We start from the raw sequence: 17,067 nt of genomic DNA on the forward strand, positions 1-17,067 counted from the left end.
AGACCACCACTCACCCAAAACGGCGCCGGTCGCGTGCTGCCTGTCTGGCTGAATTTGCCAAAAACCACCACTCACACTCTCTCAGGCGCTGGCAGCCAACGACCGGCGAAAGGCGTGCGGATGATGCGTACGACAGCAAATTTTGCAGGGCAGGCACAATGTATCTGGCGGCCAAGCGGGGACTGATCAGGCCGGACTATCGTTAAGGGTGTGTCCGAAAGTGTCAGCGGGTTGTCCGTCGCCGACATGTAGAAAACGCTTGCGATGTTGCATTAAGTTGGGGAGCGAAAGCACTTAGCTTTGCAATACCAACCTACCTCAGCGCCTTAGGAGGATGCGATGAACGCAAAAGACGTTATGGAAACCGACAGCACAGGGACAACCCTGCGTGCGTCTCTGGATAAAATTCGCGCAGCCTATACCCGCTCCCCGGCACCGACACGGGAAGAGCGTAAGGACCGCCTGAACCGGTTGCACAAAGGCATCATCGAATACAAAGACCGGCTGGTTGCTGCGGTGGACAAGGACTTTGACGGGCGCGCGCCGGCAGAGACCATGATGGCGGAAATCCTGCCTGTTCTGGAAGGTATTCACTACAACAAGAAGAACCTCCGCAAATGGATGCGCCAATCCCGCCGCGATGTGCCATTGGCGCTGATGGGGGCCAAGACCAAGGTGCATTACCAGCCGCTGGGCGTTGTGGGCATCGTGGTGCCATGGAACTTCCCGATCTTCCTTGGTCTGTCGCCGATGGTTGGCGCCTTTGCGGCGGGCAACCGCGCGATGATCAAAACCTCTGAGTTTGCACCGGAAACTGCCAATGTGCTCACCGAGATGCTGGGCAAATACTTCTCTGATGAGGAAGTTGCGGTTGTGAACGGCGGCGTTGAGGTTGCCACAGAGTTCACCAAACTGCCGTTTGACCACCTTGTTTTCACCGGCTCCACGCAGGTGGGCAAGATCGTGATGCGCGCGGCTGCCGAGAACCTCACTCCGGTGACGCTGGAGCTGGGTGGCAAATCGCCTGCGATCATCCACGACAGCTTCCCGGTGGAAGAAGCGGCCAAACGGATCGCGTTTGGTAAGGGTCTGAACGCGGGTCAGGTCTGTGTGTCCCCGGATTACATCATGGTGCCGCGCAGCAAGATGAACGCCTTTGTGGAGGCCTTCAGCAAGGCGATTGCCAAGCATTACCCGACGCTGGCGTCCAACTCGGATTACACCTCCATAATCACCGAGCGTCAACGCGACCGTCTGGTGGACAACATCCGTGACGCCGAAGAAAAAGGCGCGACCATCAAGGTCATCAACCCAAGCAACGACAGTTTTGAGGGCACCCGCAAGCTGCCGATGCATGTGATCACCGATGTGTCTGACGACATGCGTGTGATGCAAGAAGAGATCTTTGGCCCGCTGCTGCCTGTTGTGCCTTACGACAAGCTGGAAGACGCCATCGACTATGTGAACGACCGGGACCGTCCGCTGGCGCTTTACTACTTTGACTGGGACACCGCGCGGGGCGAGAAGATCCTGAACGAGACTCACTCGGGCGGCGTTTGCATCAACGAAGTGATGACCCACACCATGGTCGACGACATGCCGTTTGGCGGGGTTGGCCCGTCTGGTATGGGCCACTACCACGGCAAGGAAGGCTTCCTGAACTTCTCCAAAGCCAAGGCGGTTGTGCGCAAGGGGCGTTTTGACGGCAACGCGTGGGTCGCAGCCCCCTGGAACAACATGTTCTTCAACATCATGGTCAAATTCCAGCTGTGGCGCTTCAAAAAGCCCTAAGCTGATCAGGCTCAGGCCAAAGGGATCATCTGAACATTGCGTTTCCTCCCCGCACAGATGATCCCGCATCGACCACACCGAAGCGCGACGTGCGCGCGCTTCGGCTCTTTATCTCTCCCAGCGCCTCTGATGACAGCTGGGCCCATGCCTTTCTCCGAGATTGACAGATGATGAGCTCCCCGATCACCTATGCTCTGCGCGCGCTTTCCACGTTTTTTTCGCCACAAAAGCCGCTGATTTTCTCAGGGCAGGGGGCTGTGTTGAAGCTGGCGGATCTGATGGTGATCAGCGGGCAGAAACGCCCTTTGCTGGTGACCGACAGCTTCTTGCTGAAGAACGGGATGCTGGATGAGTTGATCGCCTTTCTCGAAGGGGCGGGCTGCACGGTCACGGTATTCGACGGCATCATCCCGAACCCGACCTTTGCCGTTGTGGAGGCTGGATTGGCCGCAAGCCGCGCGGGGCAATGTGATGCGGTTTTTGCCGTGGGCGGCGGCTCTGCCATTGATGCGGCCAAAGTGATTGCGGCGGCCAGCACCAGCAAAAAGTCCCTGGCGCAGCTGACCGGCATTTTGAAGGTGAAACAGCCACCGCTGCCGTTTTACGTGGCGCCCACCACCTCCGGCACTGGCTCTGAGGTGACAAGCGCGGCGGTGATTTCGGACACGGAAACCCACAAGAAGACGTTTTTTGTGGACCCCAAATATATTCCCATCGCAACTGCGTTTGACACGGGCCTGCTGAAGTCTTTGCCCGGCCCGATGACGGCCGCGACCGGAATGGACGCGCTGACCCATGCGATTGAGGCCTATACCTCGCGCAACCGCTTTGCTGACACAGACCGGGATGCCGCCATGGCGATCAAGCTGATCGTCAAGTTCCTACCTGTGGCCTATGAGGACGGGGCGGATGAACATGCCCGGGAAATGGTTGCGCTGGGCTCCTTTCTGGCGGGCTATGCCTTCAGCAAGGCGAGCCTTGGCTATGTGCATGCGATTTCCCACCAGATCAGCGCGCATTACAACACGCCGCATGGGCTCGCGAATGCCATCCTGCTGCCGCGGGTGCTGCGGTTCAACAAGACCGCCTCGGCGCAGCGATATGCCAAGCTGGAGCGGATGCTGAGCGGCACTGAGGGCGATGCTTTTGCGCCTGAACAGGTGGATCAGTTCATTGCCCGTGTCGATGCGTTGGCGGAGCGTGTGGGCATCCCTGTGAACCTGAAAGATGTGCAGCCTGCGGATTTTGACGCGATTGCAAAAGAGGCGCTGGCTGAGGCGCGCAGCTCTTATGCGGTGCCACGTGTGATGCGCAAAGCGGATGTGGTCGCGATCCTGAAGTCTGTGGAAAGTGGCGACCGCTCCGTGCGTTTTGTGTGAAGGCATATGCCTTCCAATGAGGAATTGGTGAATGATTTCAGTTATGTGTGTTGTTCAAGAAGGGCAAATCTCTACGGAGGTTCAATTCGCCCTAAGAGCAGCCATCAGTGCATTCACGCAGCGCGCCTTTGCTGCGGCAGCAGATATCGACTGGATCGTGGTGCCACAGGGCAGCGGGTTTACCGCCGCTGCGCCCTCCACTGCGATGGTTGCCTCGATGCACGCAAACCGCAGCTTGAAACGCGGCGAGCGCACCGCGCTGCTGCGGGAGTTGGGAGAGATCTGCATGGAGCGGACCGGGTTGTCGCCAAATGAGGTTGTGACCTCAATACGCGACCCGCAATAGACTGAGATTTTGTGCCCCCTTTGGGAGGGGCGCGTTTTAAACTAGGATAGGGCCGCGCATTGGGGGCCGGAAACACAAGCCCCCTTCGGATCGCGCTTTGGGAAGGAAGATCAAATGCCTCTCTATATGTGCAATGCCGTTCACGGTGTCATTTCAGCACACGCCAAAAAGCGCATCGCCGAAGACGTTACGGACATTCACTGCGATGTCACCGGTGCGCCGCGCGCGTTTGTGCATGCGTTCTTTTTTGAGGATGCGCCGCAGCTGGCGATTGATGGGAAAGCCGTGTTTCTGTTTGCCAGCATTCGCGAAGGGCATAATGAAGCGCAGAAGGCCGCGCTTGTGAGCCGGATCACCGCGTCGATCCATGCCCATGTCGGGATCGATATGAGCCAGATTGTCATGGACATCACGGATGTGCCGGCAAGCTGGGTCATGGAAGGCGGAGAGATTCTGCCGGAACCGGGAGAGGAAGGCGACTGGATCAAGCGGCGCTATCCGGTTGGGGTCTGATCGCGGCAGGCTCACCTTTTCATAAAACCAATAAGCCCCGCAGGTGCGCAACCAGACGGGGCTTTTTCATGTGTTATGAAGCGCGTGTGGGCGTCTGTCAGGCGACGCGCGGCACGTTGGAGCGGCGCACCTCGCCCGGTGTCTGGCCAAACTTTTTGGAGAAGGCGCGGGCAAAGCTTGCGGGCTCAGAATAGCCCACCCGCCAGGCCACGGTCTCCACGTTGAGGCCCGCGGTTTGCAGCAGCTCATGCGCCAGTGCCATGCGCACATCGGCATAGAGCTCGCGGAAGCTGGTGCCTTCTTCGGTGAGGCGGCGGCGCAAGGTGCGCTCTGTCACGGTGAGCCGTTCTGAAATCTCTTCGATCTTATGCTCGCTGGAGATATTGTCCAAAATCGCGTCGCGCACTTTCTGCGACCAGGGCGGCAGGATGTCTGCCGCGTTCTGGGAGAGGGCTTCGCATTGCTCCAGACAGAAGCGCAGCGAGACCGGATCGGATTTTGCCAGCGGCTGATCCAGCAGGGCCGACGGGAACGACAGTGCGTAGGCGGGTTGGCCGGTCAGCACCGGCAGATTGCTGATCATGGAGAGATCGAGGCCATAGCTCGCCTCGGGTTCAGGCGTTTCGATCTTGAACCCGACCTGACCCGGCGCCAGCAGAATTTCCTGAATGAAGTTGACCGAGATGGCGCAGTGGCGCTCCAGAATGAACCGCTGTGCGGTGTCCGGGATGCCGTCCATGTTGATGGTCAGCTGCGCGCGCTCGCCAAATTCCTCAAGCCTGTAGTCGGCAATCGAGGAGGAGAGGTTGATGTAATCAAGCGAGGTCTCAATGGCGGAGCGCAAGGTGGGGCTTGTGAGAATCGCAAAGCCCCAGATGCCAAAGGCATGCACATGCATGTCGCGCCCGACAATCCAGCCAAGGCCCACGCTGCGTGGCGCAAGCCGCATGAAGTTCGTGATGATCTGCAGCTCTTGCTCGGTGTTGTGCAGGGCCTGCGGATCGGACACTTCGTCCTGGCTGATGCCGGAGCCTTCCAGACAGGCATCCACATCGACGCCAAGTTTTTCGGCGTGCTCGCAAATGACCTTCAGAATGGTCGCGGATCGAGTGTTGGCTCTGACTATCATGAGACCGAAAATAGAGGCTTGTCCGAAAAAATCAAACTCCCCTGAGTGTAAAACTCATGTGATGAAACTCACCATGAGGCGAGGGGGATGGGCAGCTTTGCACGCGCTGACAGCAAGAGAGAGCGTGGCGTGCAGTGTCGTGCGAGAGGCTAGGCGCCGAAGACGCGGGCGAAATGCGAGGGATATCCAACCTGAGTTGGCTGCATGCTGTGTCATTCTTTCAGTGTGGAGTCCGGTCTGAAACCGAGTCTTTTCTATTCTCAACACACTGATAATGCGCAATTTTTCCGCAGCTGTCCGTATGGAACCCCAACTTCATCCGGGTTAGATGCGAGTCTTGTGGGCGTGAAGGCAAACAAAAGGCCGCAGGAAGCGGCCGGAAATAGCATAGAAATTTTGACTTAAGATTAGAGGCTTAGCAGTTCGGGTGCCGGATATACCGGCAGACCACCAGCATCTGGAGACGGACAAATCCCTACTTCATTGATGCGTTTCTGGAGATCGCTTTCCTCAATCTGCAACACACTCGCTGCACTGCGCACCGTTTGAAAACGCTCCAGAAACTGATCGAGAATTACAACGCTCACACTGTTCCGAATTCTCCGTCGGCAGCCGGATGGCGTTGGATAGCATGGCAATAGATTGAGCTTATTCAACTGTTTGAGCTCAGCGTATTTTAAGCCAAGCTGCTTGGTCAGATCATGTGGAGTGATGTGATCGCTGGTGAAAATGGGTAGCTTGGCAACAAGTTCAGACCTGCAAACACGGATGCCAGTAATGCCATCTTCGGTTTCATGCTGATACAAGCTAGTCAATTGGTTGGTCAGGATGAGCCGAATGACTTGCGGTGTGGTGCATCCGTAAGCAAAGCACGCTTGATGAATGCTGCAATAAGCTTCGTCGTCAGCGGGGGTGTTGCCAGCAATACGCTCACGGACCCGGGCTGAAAAGCCCTCAATACCTTCTCGCCGAAACCGTCGTTTCTTGTGGGCAGTGCTTCTAATCGGCCTGAGCAGGCCATCATTCACCAGCGCTTCAAACCCTTTTGTGCCAATGCCAAGAAGCTTAGCACCCTTGGTCGTATCCAGGCTTTTTACTAAGTCTTGGATGTGGGCCAAGCATTTTTGCATGTGAACCTTTAGGTTCTGTTGTTGAGGGTTTCCACCTTCGGGCAGCAATCCGTCACGTACCAGTGCCATCCTGACCCAGCTGTGGTGCCGATTTGCTGCCTTGGCAATGGCAACGATGTTGGCGTCGACATATCGTTCAACACTGACCTTTTGCGAGATACTGTTCAGACAAAAGTGGCCTTGGTCGGCGCATAGTTGCCTCATCAACTCCCGAAAGAACGAGCGTTCCTTTGGCTTGACGGACAGCAATGCCCAGTTGTGCAGCCAGGTTTTGCTCAATCGTAGACGATGCCTGCAGAGGGCCTTATCGACAGCTTCAAATACTGAGGACGCGCCCTGTTCAGTAATTGCAAAGCCAGCGTTGATCGCATTCCGCTGCTGTTCACGAGTTAGGTCAGCTGGATGACCGGTGCCCCTTTTGACGAACTGCCCTAAACCGAGGCACCAACGCTCCACAACGTCGATCTGAACATCACCGATCCAACTGCACATTGGTGTTTCACTTTCAATTTGGAAGATAGCGGCGCGCTCGAAGGGACTTTGACGCATGGGCTGCACATATCGTGGCAGCCGATCAAGCCAGCCGGGCTCGAAGCGGGCACGCATGATATGGTCATAGCAAGAGGTGTAGTCCGCATACGGCAACGGTATCAAAGCAACCTTGTGAATCGGACAGGTCTGTATTGGGCGAGGAAGCCAGTTTCGGCGGAGATGTAGCTTTGATTTGTCGGATGTTCCCGTCTCCAGCCAGCAAACCGGACAGATCGCAAGGTCTTGCTTGCGCAACGACCGCGTCAGGAACTGCTGTCCGTGCAGGCGTGAGTAGGTTCGTGACAATTGTTCTGGGCTGTTTCGCGTCAAGCTCGATCGCTCCGAGGCCGTAAGATCGGCCAAGCGATCAAGTTCGGTCTGACGGCCGGTGCAGACATTCGCCTTCGACAGTCCTGTCGCTGTACAGAATTCTTGTGTGGTGTCGGATGCGTTGATGGCGGTGTTCCGGGAAAGTAGTGAGAATCCGGGTTCGTCGGCTAGCGCCGATGTCTTTAATGGTAGAACTGTGATCATTTTTCTGCTCGTTGTTGGGCCGTCTTGTGCGACAGCTATTCTTGGGGTTTGATTTTTATGGTTTCGAAGTCGTCGGCGATAAACGGGTTGAGTGCGGGAACGCAGTCTTCTTCTTGTCGGTAGCAGTCTTGGAAATGTGCGATGACAAGCTCATCTGCATCGCTCCGATATGCTTTTGATGCGGCACGCTGACACCAGACGCAGATTTCGCCAAAGGCATACATACCTGCGTGCATGAGACGTGCTGCGAAGTTCTGGGTCATTACGCTGGCACCCAAGGCGATACCGGTATTTTCAGCTACTATCTTCAATACCCGTATCGTCCGTGCGAGGTCTAACGCTGGATCAAAACACGACATTCTGACCTTTCTGTATCGTCGATCCAACTGACCGTCTGATGCGAGGACATCGTTAAATTCGGGCATGCCAATCAGGATTGGAATGATCTGACCAACGCGCGGCTTTACCAGCGATTTGAGAAAGTCCTGCAGATCCTCTCGATCTTGTTTTCCCGTCGATCTGATGTGTTGGATTTCGTCGATCACCAAAATCTTGGTGTTAAGTTTAGCCATGTAATTGCGGCTCGAGCGCAGCAAGGCTTCGGCGCTATCTTTCTGGCGGGCCGGCCAACCGAGCTCTTCTAACAGCGCCGCGCTGAGCGATTTCAATGTCGCTCTCGCTCCAAGGTCGAGTTTCAGGAATGGTCTTTCTGGGTCCCCTGCGTTGGTTTCGGCCATCCCGAGTGCCTCTAGCGCCTGCATAGTGCCCTCAGATTTTCCGGTTCCGGTCGAACCCAGAATGGCAATCCCGCGCGCCTCGAAACGTCGGCCGGATCTAGTTGCCATTACGAAGTCCTCGTACGTCTCTGTAATCCGTTCCCTGATCCGTTTGGCGTCGCGGCTGTCTATGAATAGTGGACCGGCATTGGTCATAGTGGAAACATGATCAGACATCGTCGTCGTCCCCCTGCCACCAATCAGTGTCGTAATCGACACCGCTATCCCCAGCGTCGGGCTCTACTATTGGCGTGTCGTCAACGTAAATCGGGGTGGCTTTCTCTGCAGCAATGTCTCGTTCGATGCCGGGTGCTGGCTCGCCTATTATGAAACCCAACCCGTTGTCAGCGCTCGGAAGCCCATCTAATTGGTCAACAGTATCATCGAAGATCGATAGGCCATGCCACAGATTGTTCTCAAGTCGACTGAAATCTGCTGAAGTTGGCGCCTGCGGCAACGTGCCTACAATCTTTTGCTGATCCGTCACGCGTGATCTGATGTTGGTGAGAGCTGCCAAAATGACGGAGAAATTGACCCTGGCTTCGGCGGCGTAACGCTGCCTTAGGGTCGCACCGACCGCGTTCCATTCGACGACAGAGATGCCATCGAAGTTTTCAATGCTGTTTGGAACCTCGATCCATTTTCCTTTGACATAGACGCTGATCGCTCCAAGCGAGTCTGGGTCAACATAAACGGGGCACTTAGGGCTGCCATATTGTTTGCGTGCTTCAACGATTTCCTCGCTGTTGAAATCAATACCAAGAACTCGAACACCTCGCCGTGTAAGTGTGCGTTCGATCCTAATACCAAAGGCATGTCGACGGATGTGTTTTGGTAAGTCAGGTGGCTTGCCTACCGTCCCGACAAGGCGATTGAGCGCGTTTTGTGGCGTCTCGTCAAACAGGCCGAAATGGCTGGACTGATGATATACGTCGACGATGTAGCGGATAAATATCAATGCCAGTTGATCATCTGTCAGCGTAACCCGCTCCTCAGTCTTGTAGTCGCCTCGCTCCTGCGGGTTGCTAAAGGTCCGCGCCGGGATCAAAGGCATGGCACAGTCGATAAAGGTGCCAAAAACCCGTTCAATAATGCCGCGTAATTGAGGTTCGCCAAGCGTCGGATAGAAGTAAGTCCCAAATGCTGTGTTGACGGCGCGTTGCGTGAACTCGGAAAAGAACGCTGAGCCGGTGTCGGACTGCAGGCTTTCAAATTGCATGCCAGCCCAGCCGTTCGTGGCACCAGCCGCTTTCGCAAGATGATCCTTATTCTGCGTCGCCATCCGCAAGGCGCGTACGGCAGCCTCTGGGGTTTGGGACGCGGACAGAGCAAAGCCAACGATATATCGTGTGGCCACGTCAATGACGATGTACATCCAACGTCGTCCACGCGGTAAAGCTGCAAGGGTCTTCTTGTCTAGACCTTCACGCAATGGTCCAGCCATCATGAACGTGCGAGCATCTATCTCCCATTCGTCAATTTGAAAGCATTCACCGGGACGCGTTGCGCGCTCTGTCTTTCCTATGCCTCCATACTCATGTTTGGCTGCGGTCAGTCCGTCTCGCCCCGCCTTGATGGCAAAGGGGCCGAATTTCTGAAGCCACTCATGCAGAACGGATCTACATCGTGTTTGTATCTTCGGTTCACCAGTAGCCAGTCGTCGCTCGTTCTCTTTTTCGATATCCATCAGGGTTTCACGAATGACCCCGTTTCCAGAGTATTCCTGATCATTGAGGTACTTCCGGAGCCTTGCATTGATGAACGCAAAGCTCTCCTGATCGATGTCGATTGATGAGAATTTTCCGCGGCGGTCCACAAGTGCCTCAATCCGGCGACCTGAGTTCCGATATTTACGTTTCCAAAGCAAAATAGTGCAGGCGTTTGGCCAGCGCGGAACCTTTTCGGTTTTTGAACTGAAGTACTGTTTACCAAATTCTCCCTCGAATGCGCGACGCGCAATGCTTGCTTCCTTGAACAGAATGCCCTCATTTTCTTGGACACTCTTTGGGGTGAACTTGAGTTTCTTTTGCGCGTAGAGCTTCTCGACAGCGCTCACGATGAACCATCGGTTCAGCACCAGTGTTCTTTGAGTATCCGGCAACTCCCAAACGAACATGTAGGGATCTTGCGAATAAGTCGCTTCGATGATGTTTGCGGGTCGACGTTTGATGTCCCATTCCTTGCTCGCCACGGCTTCGTGGATATCTGGCCAGGAGAAGCGTTCAATGGCATCGGAACCATCAGCGCGCTTCATGTAAGCGAATTTTTCGTCGCTCATCATGAACTGGTACGAGACGCCGCCCCAACAGTAGAGGTCGACGGTGTTGAAATGGAATTTTTGGGTCATCAAGCTGCCCTCACCATCGTGAAGAAGTTGATGCGACCGGGGCTAACCTTTGCTAGCACTCCTTCATACATGCCTCGGACTATGCACCGAAACCCGCGACCTCCTGCACGGCATAGACGCGTCAGGTCACAAATCGAGATTTCTCCATGGACGCTTTCCAAAACTTCAGCCAATCGTGTATCGACGTCATGATCGGGACAGAGGGCAAAACGCTGATACATGATCGCGTTGAAGGCTTGGACGCGTGAAATGCAGTGTTCCGTAACAAGACGAAGTTCATCTGCAATCCTGGGAACAATGCTTGCTCTGAGGCACTCAAGCTCCCTAATGAAACGACCAGATGCTAGCCGTTCCGTTGGTTTAACGGCAACGGCAATACGACGGCCGTCCCGATTCTGGATCAATAGATCAATGAAGTGCTTCGCAGCCTTTCCAGTTTCGTCAGTGAAAGGCAATGGGCCAACCTGCTCACGAACCTGCACGACCGACGGATTAACAAGTGTCAGTGCGAGGTGATGATACTCAAGCTGGCTATCCAAGCCGTATCGTCTTGGCAGTCCTGTTTCCAGATCCAAAAGGATCGCAAGGATTCGGCATGATCCACGAGATCGTACATTGATTGGACGGTTGCCACGATACGGGAGCGGTGTAACGTCCAGCATTTCAATAGGGCCAAAATCATCTGGAAATGGCTCTGTAGGCCCAAAGGCGCGCTGGAACGCCCCCGGCAACCCTGACAAATCGATAGGTGGAGTCGATGCGATCTCCATCACCGCGTGATCGAGTAGCATATTCATAGCAAAGCATCCCTGTTTCCGAACACGACCGCGTCGGATTTTTGAGCGCAAGTGATCAGCCGCTTGCGCGAGTATGTTGACTTTCAAATTGTGAGGTGGGATGAATAAGGTGTATCAAGCGGGGTCTGGATTGCGAAAGCATCCGGGCCTTTGCTTATTCAGCGCATACCTCTTGCTGAAGCTGGTTGATTGCTAGTTCATGCGGCGTTCTCCTGATCGATTGAAAGGTGTTTTGAAGTGGCACGAGCGGCTTCCAACGTCTCCGCGATCTTAGCCATGATCCGAGCGCTGGTTCGTCTGCGATGGATTACCATACTGACTGTGGACGGATGCCGGTTTATCGTTGCGGCGAATTGCGCAATGGTGAGGCCCGCCTCAGTTGCCAGGCGAAATTTTATCTCAGCCGCGCTCATCTTACATTGCATCAAACGGAGTCCACTTTCCTATACGACATGGTCGTATTTTGAATCGCCGTGTGTTTCATTGCAATCCCTGATATAGCCTTAAATTGGCTTCTGTGGGTACTATAATACCTCAAGAAAGTCCTTAAGTTAATAGTAGAATCAATATGTTACGTGATTTCACGAAACGAGATGATCATTGGTCCGAATAGCTCAATTGGGATTTACTGCCTCAGCTAAATCGACAAAGGTGGTGAGAAATTCGGGAGCCGGAAAATGGCCAATTGGTACACTGCAGATACGCATTTCTCGCATGAGAATGTAATCGCTCATTGTGATCGTCCATTCCGGTCGGCAGCCGAAATGGATGCCCTCCTCATCGAAAACATGTGGAAGGTCGTGAAGCCGGATGACGAACTATGGATAATTGGTGATTTTGCCTTTGGTCCAAAAGCGAAAGAGGCACCATATTTGGCGGGTGTTTTCAGCCAGCTGCCCGGAGCGAAAAAGCACCTTGTTGTTGGGAACCATGACCTCAGTCCTACTTTAGAACTACCGTGGGACAGCATACATTATTTGGTCGAGGTCAAAGATGGGCCTCAAAACCAGGCTCATACACTTTGCCACTATCCAATGATGACTTGGAACCATGCAAGGCGCCAAGCGCTTCATCTTTTTGGTCATGTTCATAACAACTGGAAAGGAGCAAGGAACGCCGTCAATGTCGGCGTCGATGTGTGGGACTTCACGCCGGTTTCATTTCGGCAAATTGCAAAACGGGCGAAGTCGTTGCCTGTTAATAAACACTGGTCTGATGTTGAGCCAAGGTCTTCCCTACTCTAGTTCGGTTCGTCAACCACTACGAAACAGCCTGGTAAGTTTGGAGTAAAAATGTGGCGCAATTCTTGGTATGGAGCGATTTGCATGACGAGTTCTGGGATGGTTTTGAGCTACCCGACCTAGCCTCTCCGATAGACGGAGTGTTGATCGCAGGCGATACCAACACGATGGGACGCCACTTGGATATCCCGGCTCGGGCCGCGCGCAAATACGGGTGCCCGGTTGTTACCATTTGGGGAAATCATGAACCTTATGGGTCAATCTGGTCGGAACTACTGGCCGACGAAGAGCGACAGCTAACTGATCTTTGCGCAGAAGGCCTCGATATTCGGGTCCTACATGGTGCGGTAACGGAAATTGCTGGTGTTCGTATCATCGGAGCTACACTTTGGACTGATCTCCAGCTGTTTCCAGGATCGGACACGCAAACGCAGATTATGCTGTCTGCACACCTTCAGGACTATCGAGAAATACGAACCGCGCCTGATACAAGGTTTACAGTTGAGGACATGCTGGAACGTCATAGAACCGACAAAGTTGCGCTGTTTGAAGCGCTGCACCGGCCTCATTCTGGCCCAACGGTTGTAATGACACATCACTTGCCAGTACGGGAGCTACTCACGCCTTGGCGCACCCACCAAAGCAACCCGGAGCGTTTGCTGAGCAACGGTTTTGCAAGTGATTTGTGGGATGAAGTGCGAAAGCTTAAAGTCCACACCTGGATATGTGGGCACAGCCATGAGCAATTTTGCTGGGTGGGAAAAGGCGATCATGGATCGATGCGCTTTGTTTCCAACCAAAGAGGTTATCCAGGAGAGAGAACAGCATTTGATCCTTCGGGTTTGATGGCAGTTTGACCCATTCGATCGCCAAACGTATCAATTGTACATGCTTTGCAGAGAAGCTTGGTGGTAACCATAGAGCCACAGTCGTGTTGCTGTTTGGACACGACTTGCGGTCAGCCAAGTTCAAAACTGTTGAGGGAATCAACAATCCCGCTTATCCGACGTTCTCCAATTGGTCCATCGGACCCAAATCGTAACCCCCAACAAGGAAAGGGACATACATGCTTATTCGTCATTTCGCCCTTTCGGGGCCGATCAACACCTAAACTGAAATCAGATCAGGTTTGATCCAGTTCGCCGGCTCGTAGCTGGCGCATCTATATACGTTTATTGGGTACTATCTTATGGGCAATTCTGTCTTGGATGGTCGCGCGTCAGCTGTGTCCAGCGACGGCGTCATCACGAAATTCTATACATCTGCGGCCTGGATCGAAGGACGGGCCGAAGCGCAACTCGAAGAAATCTCCGGCTGGACCGGCGTGCAAAAAATCGCGGCCTTTCCCGATTTGCATCCGGGCAAATACGGGCCGGTTGGATGTGCCGTCCTGGCGGACCGGATTTTTCCGCAACTGATCGGTAACGATATCGGTTGTGGCATGTCTCTGTTCCAGCTTGATCAGCCTGTGCGAAAGCTGAAGCTGGAGAAAGCGCTGCGCCGGATGCGTGTTCTTGGAGCACCTGTATCTGAAGATCAGCGCTGGCGACTGGAAGATGCTGGCCTGCCGACCGATGTGTTTGCCACATCGCTCGGTACGGTTGGTGGCGGCAATCATTTCTGCGAAGTGCAAACTTTGGCCGAGGCGGGTGACGGCATCCGCCTCGATGCATCACGCCTGTATCTGCTGGTTCATTCCGGATCGCGCGGATTTGGCAATGCGGTTCTTGGTTCGGTACCGGATGGTACCCTCGCGGGCCTTGATCCCGAGAATGACACCGCGTTGGCTTACTTGCGGGATCATGACCGGGCCGTTCGCTGGGCCAGCCTGAACCGCCATACCATCGCTGAACGCGCGGCGGAGGCGCTGCGGGCAGATCTGATGCTGTTGGTTGATGCCCCGCACAACTTACTTGCGCGGCATAGCGATGGCTGGCTGCACCGCAAGGGCGCGGCAGTCGCCGAGCATGGATTTGTTCCGCTTGCCGGATCGCGGGCTAGTGCGAGCTATCTGATGTCCCCCATGGGCCATGTTGATGCGCTTGGCAGCCTCGCTCATGGGGCGGGGCGGCGCTACGACCGATCCTCTATGCATGGTCGAGTACGGGCCAAGAAATCCGATATTGAGGCCATGCAGCGCACATCCTTTGGCGGGCGTATTCTGTGCGAGGATCGCGACCTTCTGATTGAAGAAGCGCCTTTGGCCTACAAATCGGCCAAGTCCGTCGCCGGAGACCTGGAACGAACAGGTGCTGCGCGTTCTGTGGCGAAGTTCCATCCGCTCCTGACCTTCAAGAAAACGCGTGACGGGAGGCCGTCATGACTGCATCCCGACATATCTCACTTTTGGTCACCAGTGGCAGCGGTCCGGCGGAATGCCAGCAAGCCGTTGCAGGCGTGTTGGAGGCAATGCGCAACGAGGCCGAGCTCATCGCCGTGGACTTCGACAGCAATGGGGTGCGTGCAAAACATGGCTATAAATCCGCAGTGGTTCTGATCAGCGGCGCCGATGCGGAGGCCTTCGTCAAGAATTGGCGCGGTACGATCCAGTGGCGGGCGCAAAGCAATCTGCGGCCGACGCATAAACGGGCCAATTGGTTCATTGGGGTGTTCGACTTGCCTGCACCGTTGCAAACACCTGAACGCATTCAAGCGAGCGACGTAACATTTGATACTTTCCGTGCCGGTGGCCCCGGCGGGCAGCACCAGAACACCACCGACAGTGCCGTGCGGGCGACACACAGGCTGACTGGCCTTTCGGCGGTGGCGCGCGAAGAACGGTCGCAACATCGCAACAAGTCATTGGCCCTGGAACGCCTTCAGCATCTGATGGCCGCCCAAGCCGCAGCGGATGAAGCCGCACAAAAGGCGAGCCGCAACGCGCTGCACTATGCGCTTGAACGCGGCAATCCGGTGCGGTGCTTCAAGGGCCGCGATTTTCGCGAAGTGAAAGTGGGTTAAGATGGAAGCATTCGATCAATTCCTGACCAGCGCCCTGACCAGCGATTTCTTCGCGGGCGGTTTGGCGCTCGGGGCATTCGGGGTCGCGGCAGCTTTTCTGCGCATCGCGTTCATGGCGCTGTACCGCGTGATTGTTCGTCGCGTCTGGGTCAGCCTGACACTCGATAACCGAAGCGCGGCGTATCGCCATTTCTGTATCTGGATGGAGCAGAACAACGTCCTGTCCCATTCGCGCCATGTGCGCATGACGGACGACAAGTGGGCGCGGGGAACAAAGGGCTATGCACCGGCTCCGGGTCGGCATTGGTTTTTCTGGCGCGGCCACCTTTGTCGCCTGGAGCGCGATATCAATGAAAAGTCAAAAGTGGGTGCGTCGCACAATCAGCGGCCGATGGAAGTGCTGAATGTCACTGTCCTGTTCGGGAAAGTCGAGACAATTCTGGGCTGGATCGCTGAGGGACGTGTACTGTCTCAGACCAGAGATCGCATCGGCCCCGGCCTCCATATTCTGAAGGGGGATTGGTGGGATCATGTCGGCGATGTCCCGCGCCGCTCCGTCAATACGGTACTGGTGGATGACGATCGCATCGAGAAAGTGCTGGAGGACATGTGTTGGTTCTATGGCGCCAGCAACTGGTGCGCGGACCGTGGTGTTCCCTGGCGGCGCGGGTATCTGTTTTACGGTCCTCCGGGCACCGGCAAATCGAGCCTCATTCGCGCACTGGCGTCAGACCTGTCATTGGATATCGCGTCGCTGGATATCGGGCGCGTCACGCTGACGGATGATGATCTGCGTGAAGCGATGATGTGTGCCCCCAAGGGGTCGCTGATCGCAATCGAGGATGTGGACGCCGTGTTTACGCAGCGCGAAGGTGGTGAGAAACGCTCGGGCGTCAGCTTCTCGGGCTTGCTCAACGCCATCGATGGTGTGGCCGCTCAGGAAGGCCGTGCTCTGGTCATGACCACAAACCACAAGGAAAAGCTGGACCCGGCCTTGATCCGCCCCGGCCGGGCTGATGTGCATACCGAACTTGGATTGGTAAACGCGGCCACGGCTCGTCGGCTGTACATGCGATTTTTTCCTGGTGAACACGACTTGGCTGGGGTGTTCGAGCAGCAGTTGGGACATCAAAGGCACAGCCCTGCCCAGATACAGGGTTGGCTTTTGGCCAACAGCGCCGACGCTTGGTCCGCTGCGCAGGCGTCGGGGTTTGAATGCCTTCTGCAAGATATCGCCGCTGAATGATGCACATCCACCTGATCAAATTGCCCCCAGTCCAAACCAAATTCCCCAAGATATTTTCGCAGCCTATCTGCGTCGTTCTGGGTTTTGCGTTTACTATGGGCGTGAATTGCAGCCCATAGGAGAGATCCAGCCGCCCCCGTTGGACCGGACTTTCGCGGCGACCGCAAATTCAGAGAGGTTGCGAACTCACAGATCGCGGATTTTGCTACGATTCGAGCTTCGGCTTGTGACGACGTGCAATCGGAGCGATAGCGGTTCCCAAAGCGGTATCTGACCCGCGTTCAATAATGCGAGGCTGACTCAGTCGTCTGTCTCGAGACCAGTAAGGTCAGAAATACCAAGGACT

Annotated in this window: 14 protein-coding genes; 9 read left to right on the forward strand and 5 right to left on the reverse strand. The window is 55.2% G+C overall.

Annotation, left to right across the window (positions count from 1 at the left end; translation table 11 throughout):
- Positions 1-339 precede the first annotated feature (339 nt).
- The 4 genes from J7412_RS06675 to J7412_RS06690 all read left to right on the forward strand — a co-directional run bounded on the left by J7412_RS06675 (position 340) and on the right by J7412_RS06690 (position 4,029).
- Entirely contained in the window at positions 340-1,791 is a 1,452-nt protein-coding gene (locus tag J7412_RS06675) for a coniferyl aldehyde dehydrogenase (protein ID WP_209077958.1), read from the forward strand.
- Between the two features lie 167 nt (positions 1,792-1,958).
- On the forward strand, positions 1,959-3,170 hold the full coding sequence (locus J7412_RS06680) for an iron-containing alcohol dehydrogenase (RefSeq protein WP_209077959.1): 1,212 nt from the start codon (positions 1,959-1,961) through the stop codon (positions 3,168-3,170).
- 31 nt (positions 3,171-3,201) lie between these two features.
- Positions 3,202-3,516, forward strand: coding sequence for a hypothetical protein (locus J7412_RS06685; protein WP_209077960.1), 315 nt, complete (start codon positions 3,202-3,204; stop codon positions 3,514-3,516).
- A 114-nt stretch (positions 3,517-3,630) separates the two neighbouring features.
- Entirely contained in the window at positions 3,631-4,029 is a 399-nt protein-coding gene (locus J7412_RS06690) for a tautomerase family protein (RefSeq protein ID WP_209077961.1), read from the forward strand.
- Positions 4,030-4,126: 97 nt separating this feature from the next.
- Here the strand turns inward: J7412_RS06690 and J7412_RS06695 are convergent, their stop codons facing one another.
- The 5 genes from J7412_RS06695 to J7412_RS06715 form a co-directional block, all read right to left on the reverse strand.
- Positions 4,127-5,158 (reverse strand): AraC family transcriptional regulator, encoded by a 1,032-nt coding sequence (locus J7412_RS06695; RefSeq protein ID WP_209077962.1) that lies wholly within the window; start codon positions 5,156-5,158, stop codon positions 4,127-4,129.
- 407 nt (positions 5,159-5,565) lie between these two features.
- Complete coding sequence (locus J7412_RS06700) at positions 5,566-7,353, reverse strand: TniQ family protein (protein WP_209077963.1); 1,788 nt, start codon at positions 7,351-7,353, stop codon at positions 5,566-5,568.
- 35 nt (positions 7,354-7,388) lie between these two features.
- Positions 7,389-8,306, reverse strand: a complete 918-nt coding sequence (locus tag J7412_RS06705; RefSeq protein ID WP_209077964.1) for a TniB family NTP-binding protein — start codon at positions 8,304-8,306, stop codon at positions 7,389-7,391.
- Positions 8,299-10,476, reverse strand: coding sequence for a DDE-type integrase/transposase/recombinase (locus J7412_RS06710; protein ID WP_209077965.1), 2,178 nt, complete (start codon positions 10,474-10,476; stop codon positions 8,299-8,301). Before J7412_RS06710 ends, J7412_RS06705 begins: the two co-directional genes overlap by 8 nt.
- Positions 10,476-11,273: a TnsA endonuclease N-terminal domain-containing protein gene (locus tag J7412_RS06715; protein ID WP_209077966.1), complete on the reverse strand. Its 798-nt coding sequence runs from the start codon at positions 11,271-11,273 to the stop codon at positions 10,476-10,478. The genes J7412_RS06710 and J7412_RS06715 overlap by 1 nt, the downstream gene beginning before the upstream one ends.
- Before the next feature lie 677 nt (positions 11,274-11,950).
- Between J7412_RS06715 and J7412_RS06720 the strand changes: the two genes are divergently transcribed.
- The 5 genes from J7412_RS06720 (at position 11,951) to J7412_RS06740 (ending at position 16,721) form a co-directional block, all read left to right on the forward strand.
- On the forward strand, positions 11,951-12,517 hold the full coding sequence (locus J7412_RS06720) for a metallophosphoesterase (RefSeq protein WP_155148022.1): 567 nt from the start codon (positions 11,951-11,953) through the stop codon (positions 12,515-12,517).
- 50 nt (positions 12,518-12,567) lie between these two features.
- Positions 12,568-13,371 (forward strand): metallophosphoesterase, encoded by an 804-nt coding sequence (locus J7412_RS06725; protein ID WP_209016274.1) that lies wholly within the window; start codon positions 12,568-12,570, stop codon positions 13,369-13,371.
- A 332-nt stretch (positions 13,372-13,703) separates the two neighbouring features.
- Positions 13,704-14,837, forward strand: a complete 1,134-nt coding sequence (locus J7412_RS06730; protein ID WP_209077967.1) for an RNA ligase RtcB family protein — start codon at positions 13,704-13,706, stop codon at positions 14,835-14,837.
- A complete protein-coding gene (prfH, locus tag J7412_RS06735) occupies positions 14,834-15,475 on the forward strand; it encodes a peptide chain release factor H (RefSeq protein WP_209077968.1) in 642 nt (213 codons plus the stop codon). The genes J7412_RS06730 and prfH overlap by 4 nt, the downstream gene beginning before the upstream one ends.
- A gap of 1 nt (position 15,476) precedes the next feature.
- Positions 15,477-16,721, forward strand: a complete 1,245-nt coding sequence (locus tag J7412_RS06740; RefSeq protein WP_209077969.1) for an AAA family ATPase — start codon at positions 15,477-15,479, stop codon at positions 16,719-16,721.
- The last annotated feature ends 346 nt before the right edge of the window (positions 16,722-17,067 follow it).

Source organism: Shimia sp. R9_3, from assembly GCF_017743755.1.
Taxonomy (GTDB): domain Bacteria; phylum Pseudomonadota; class Alphaproteobacteria; order Rhodobacterales; family Rhodobacteraceae; genus Shimia.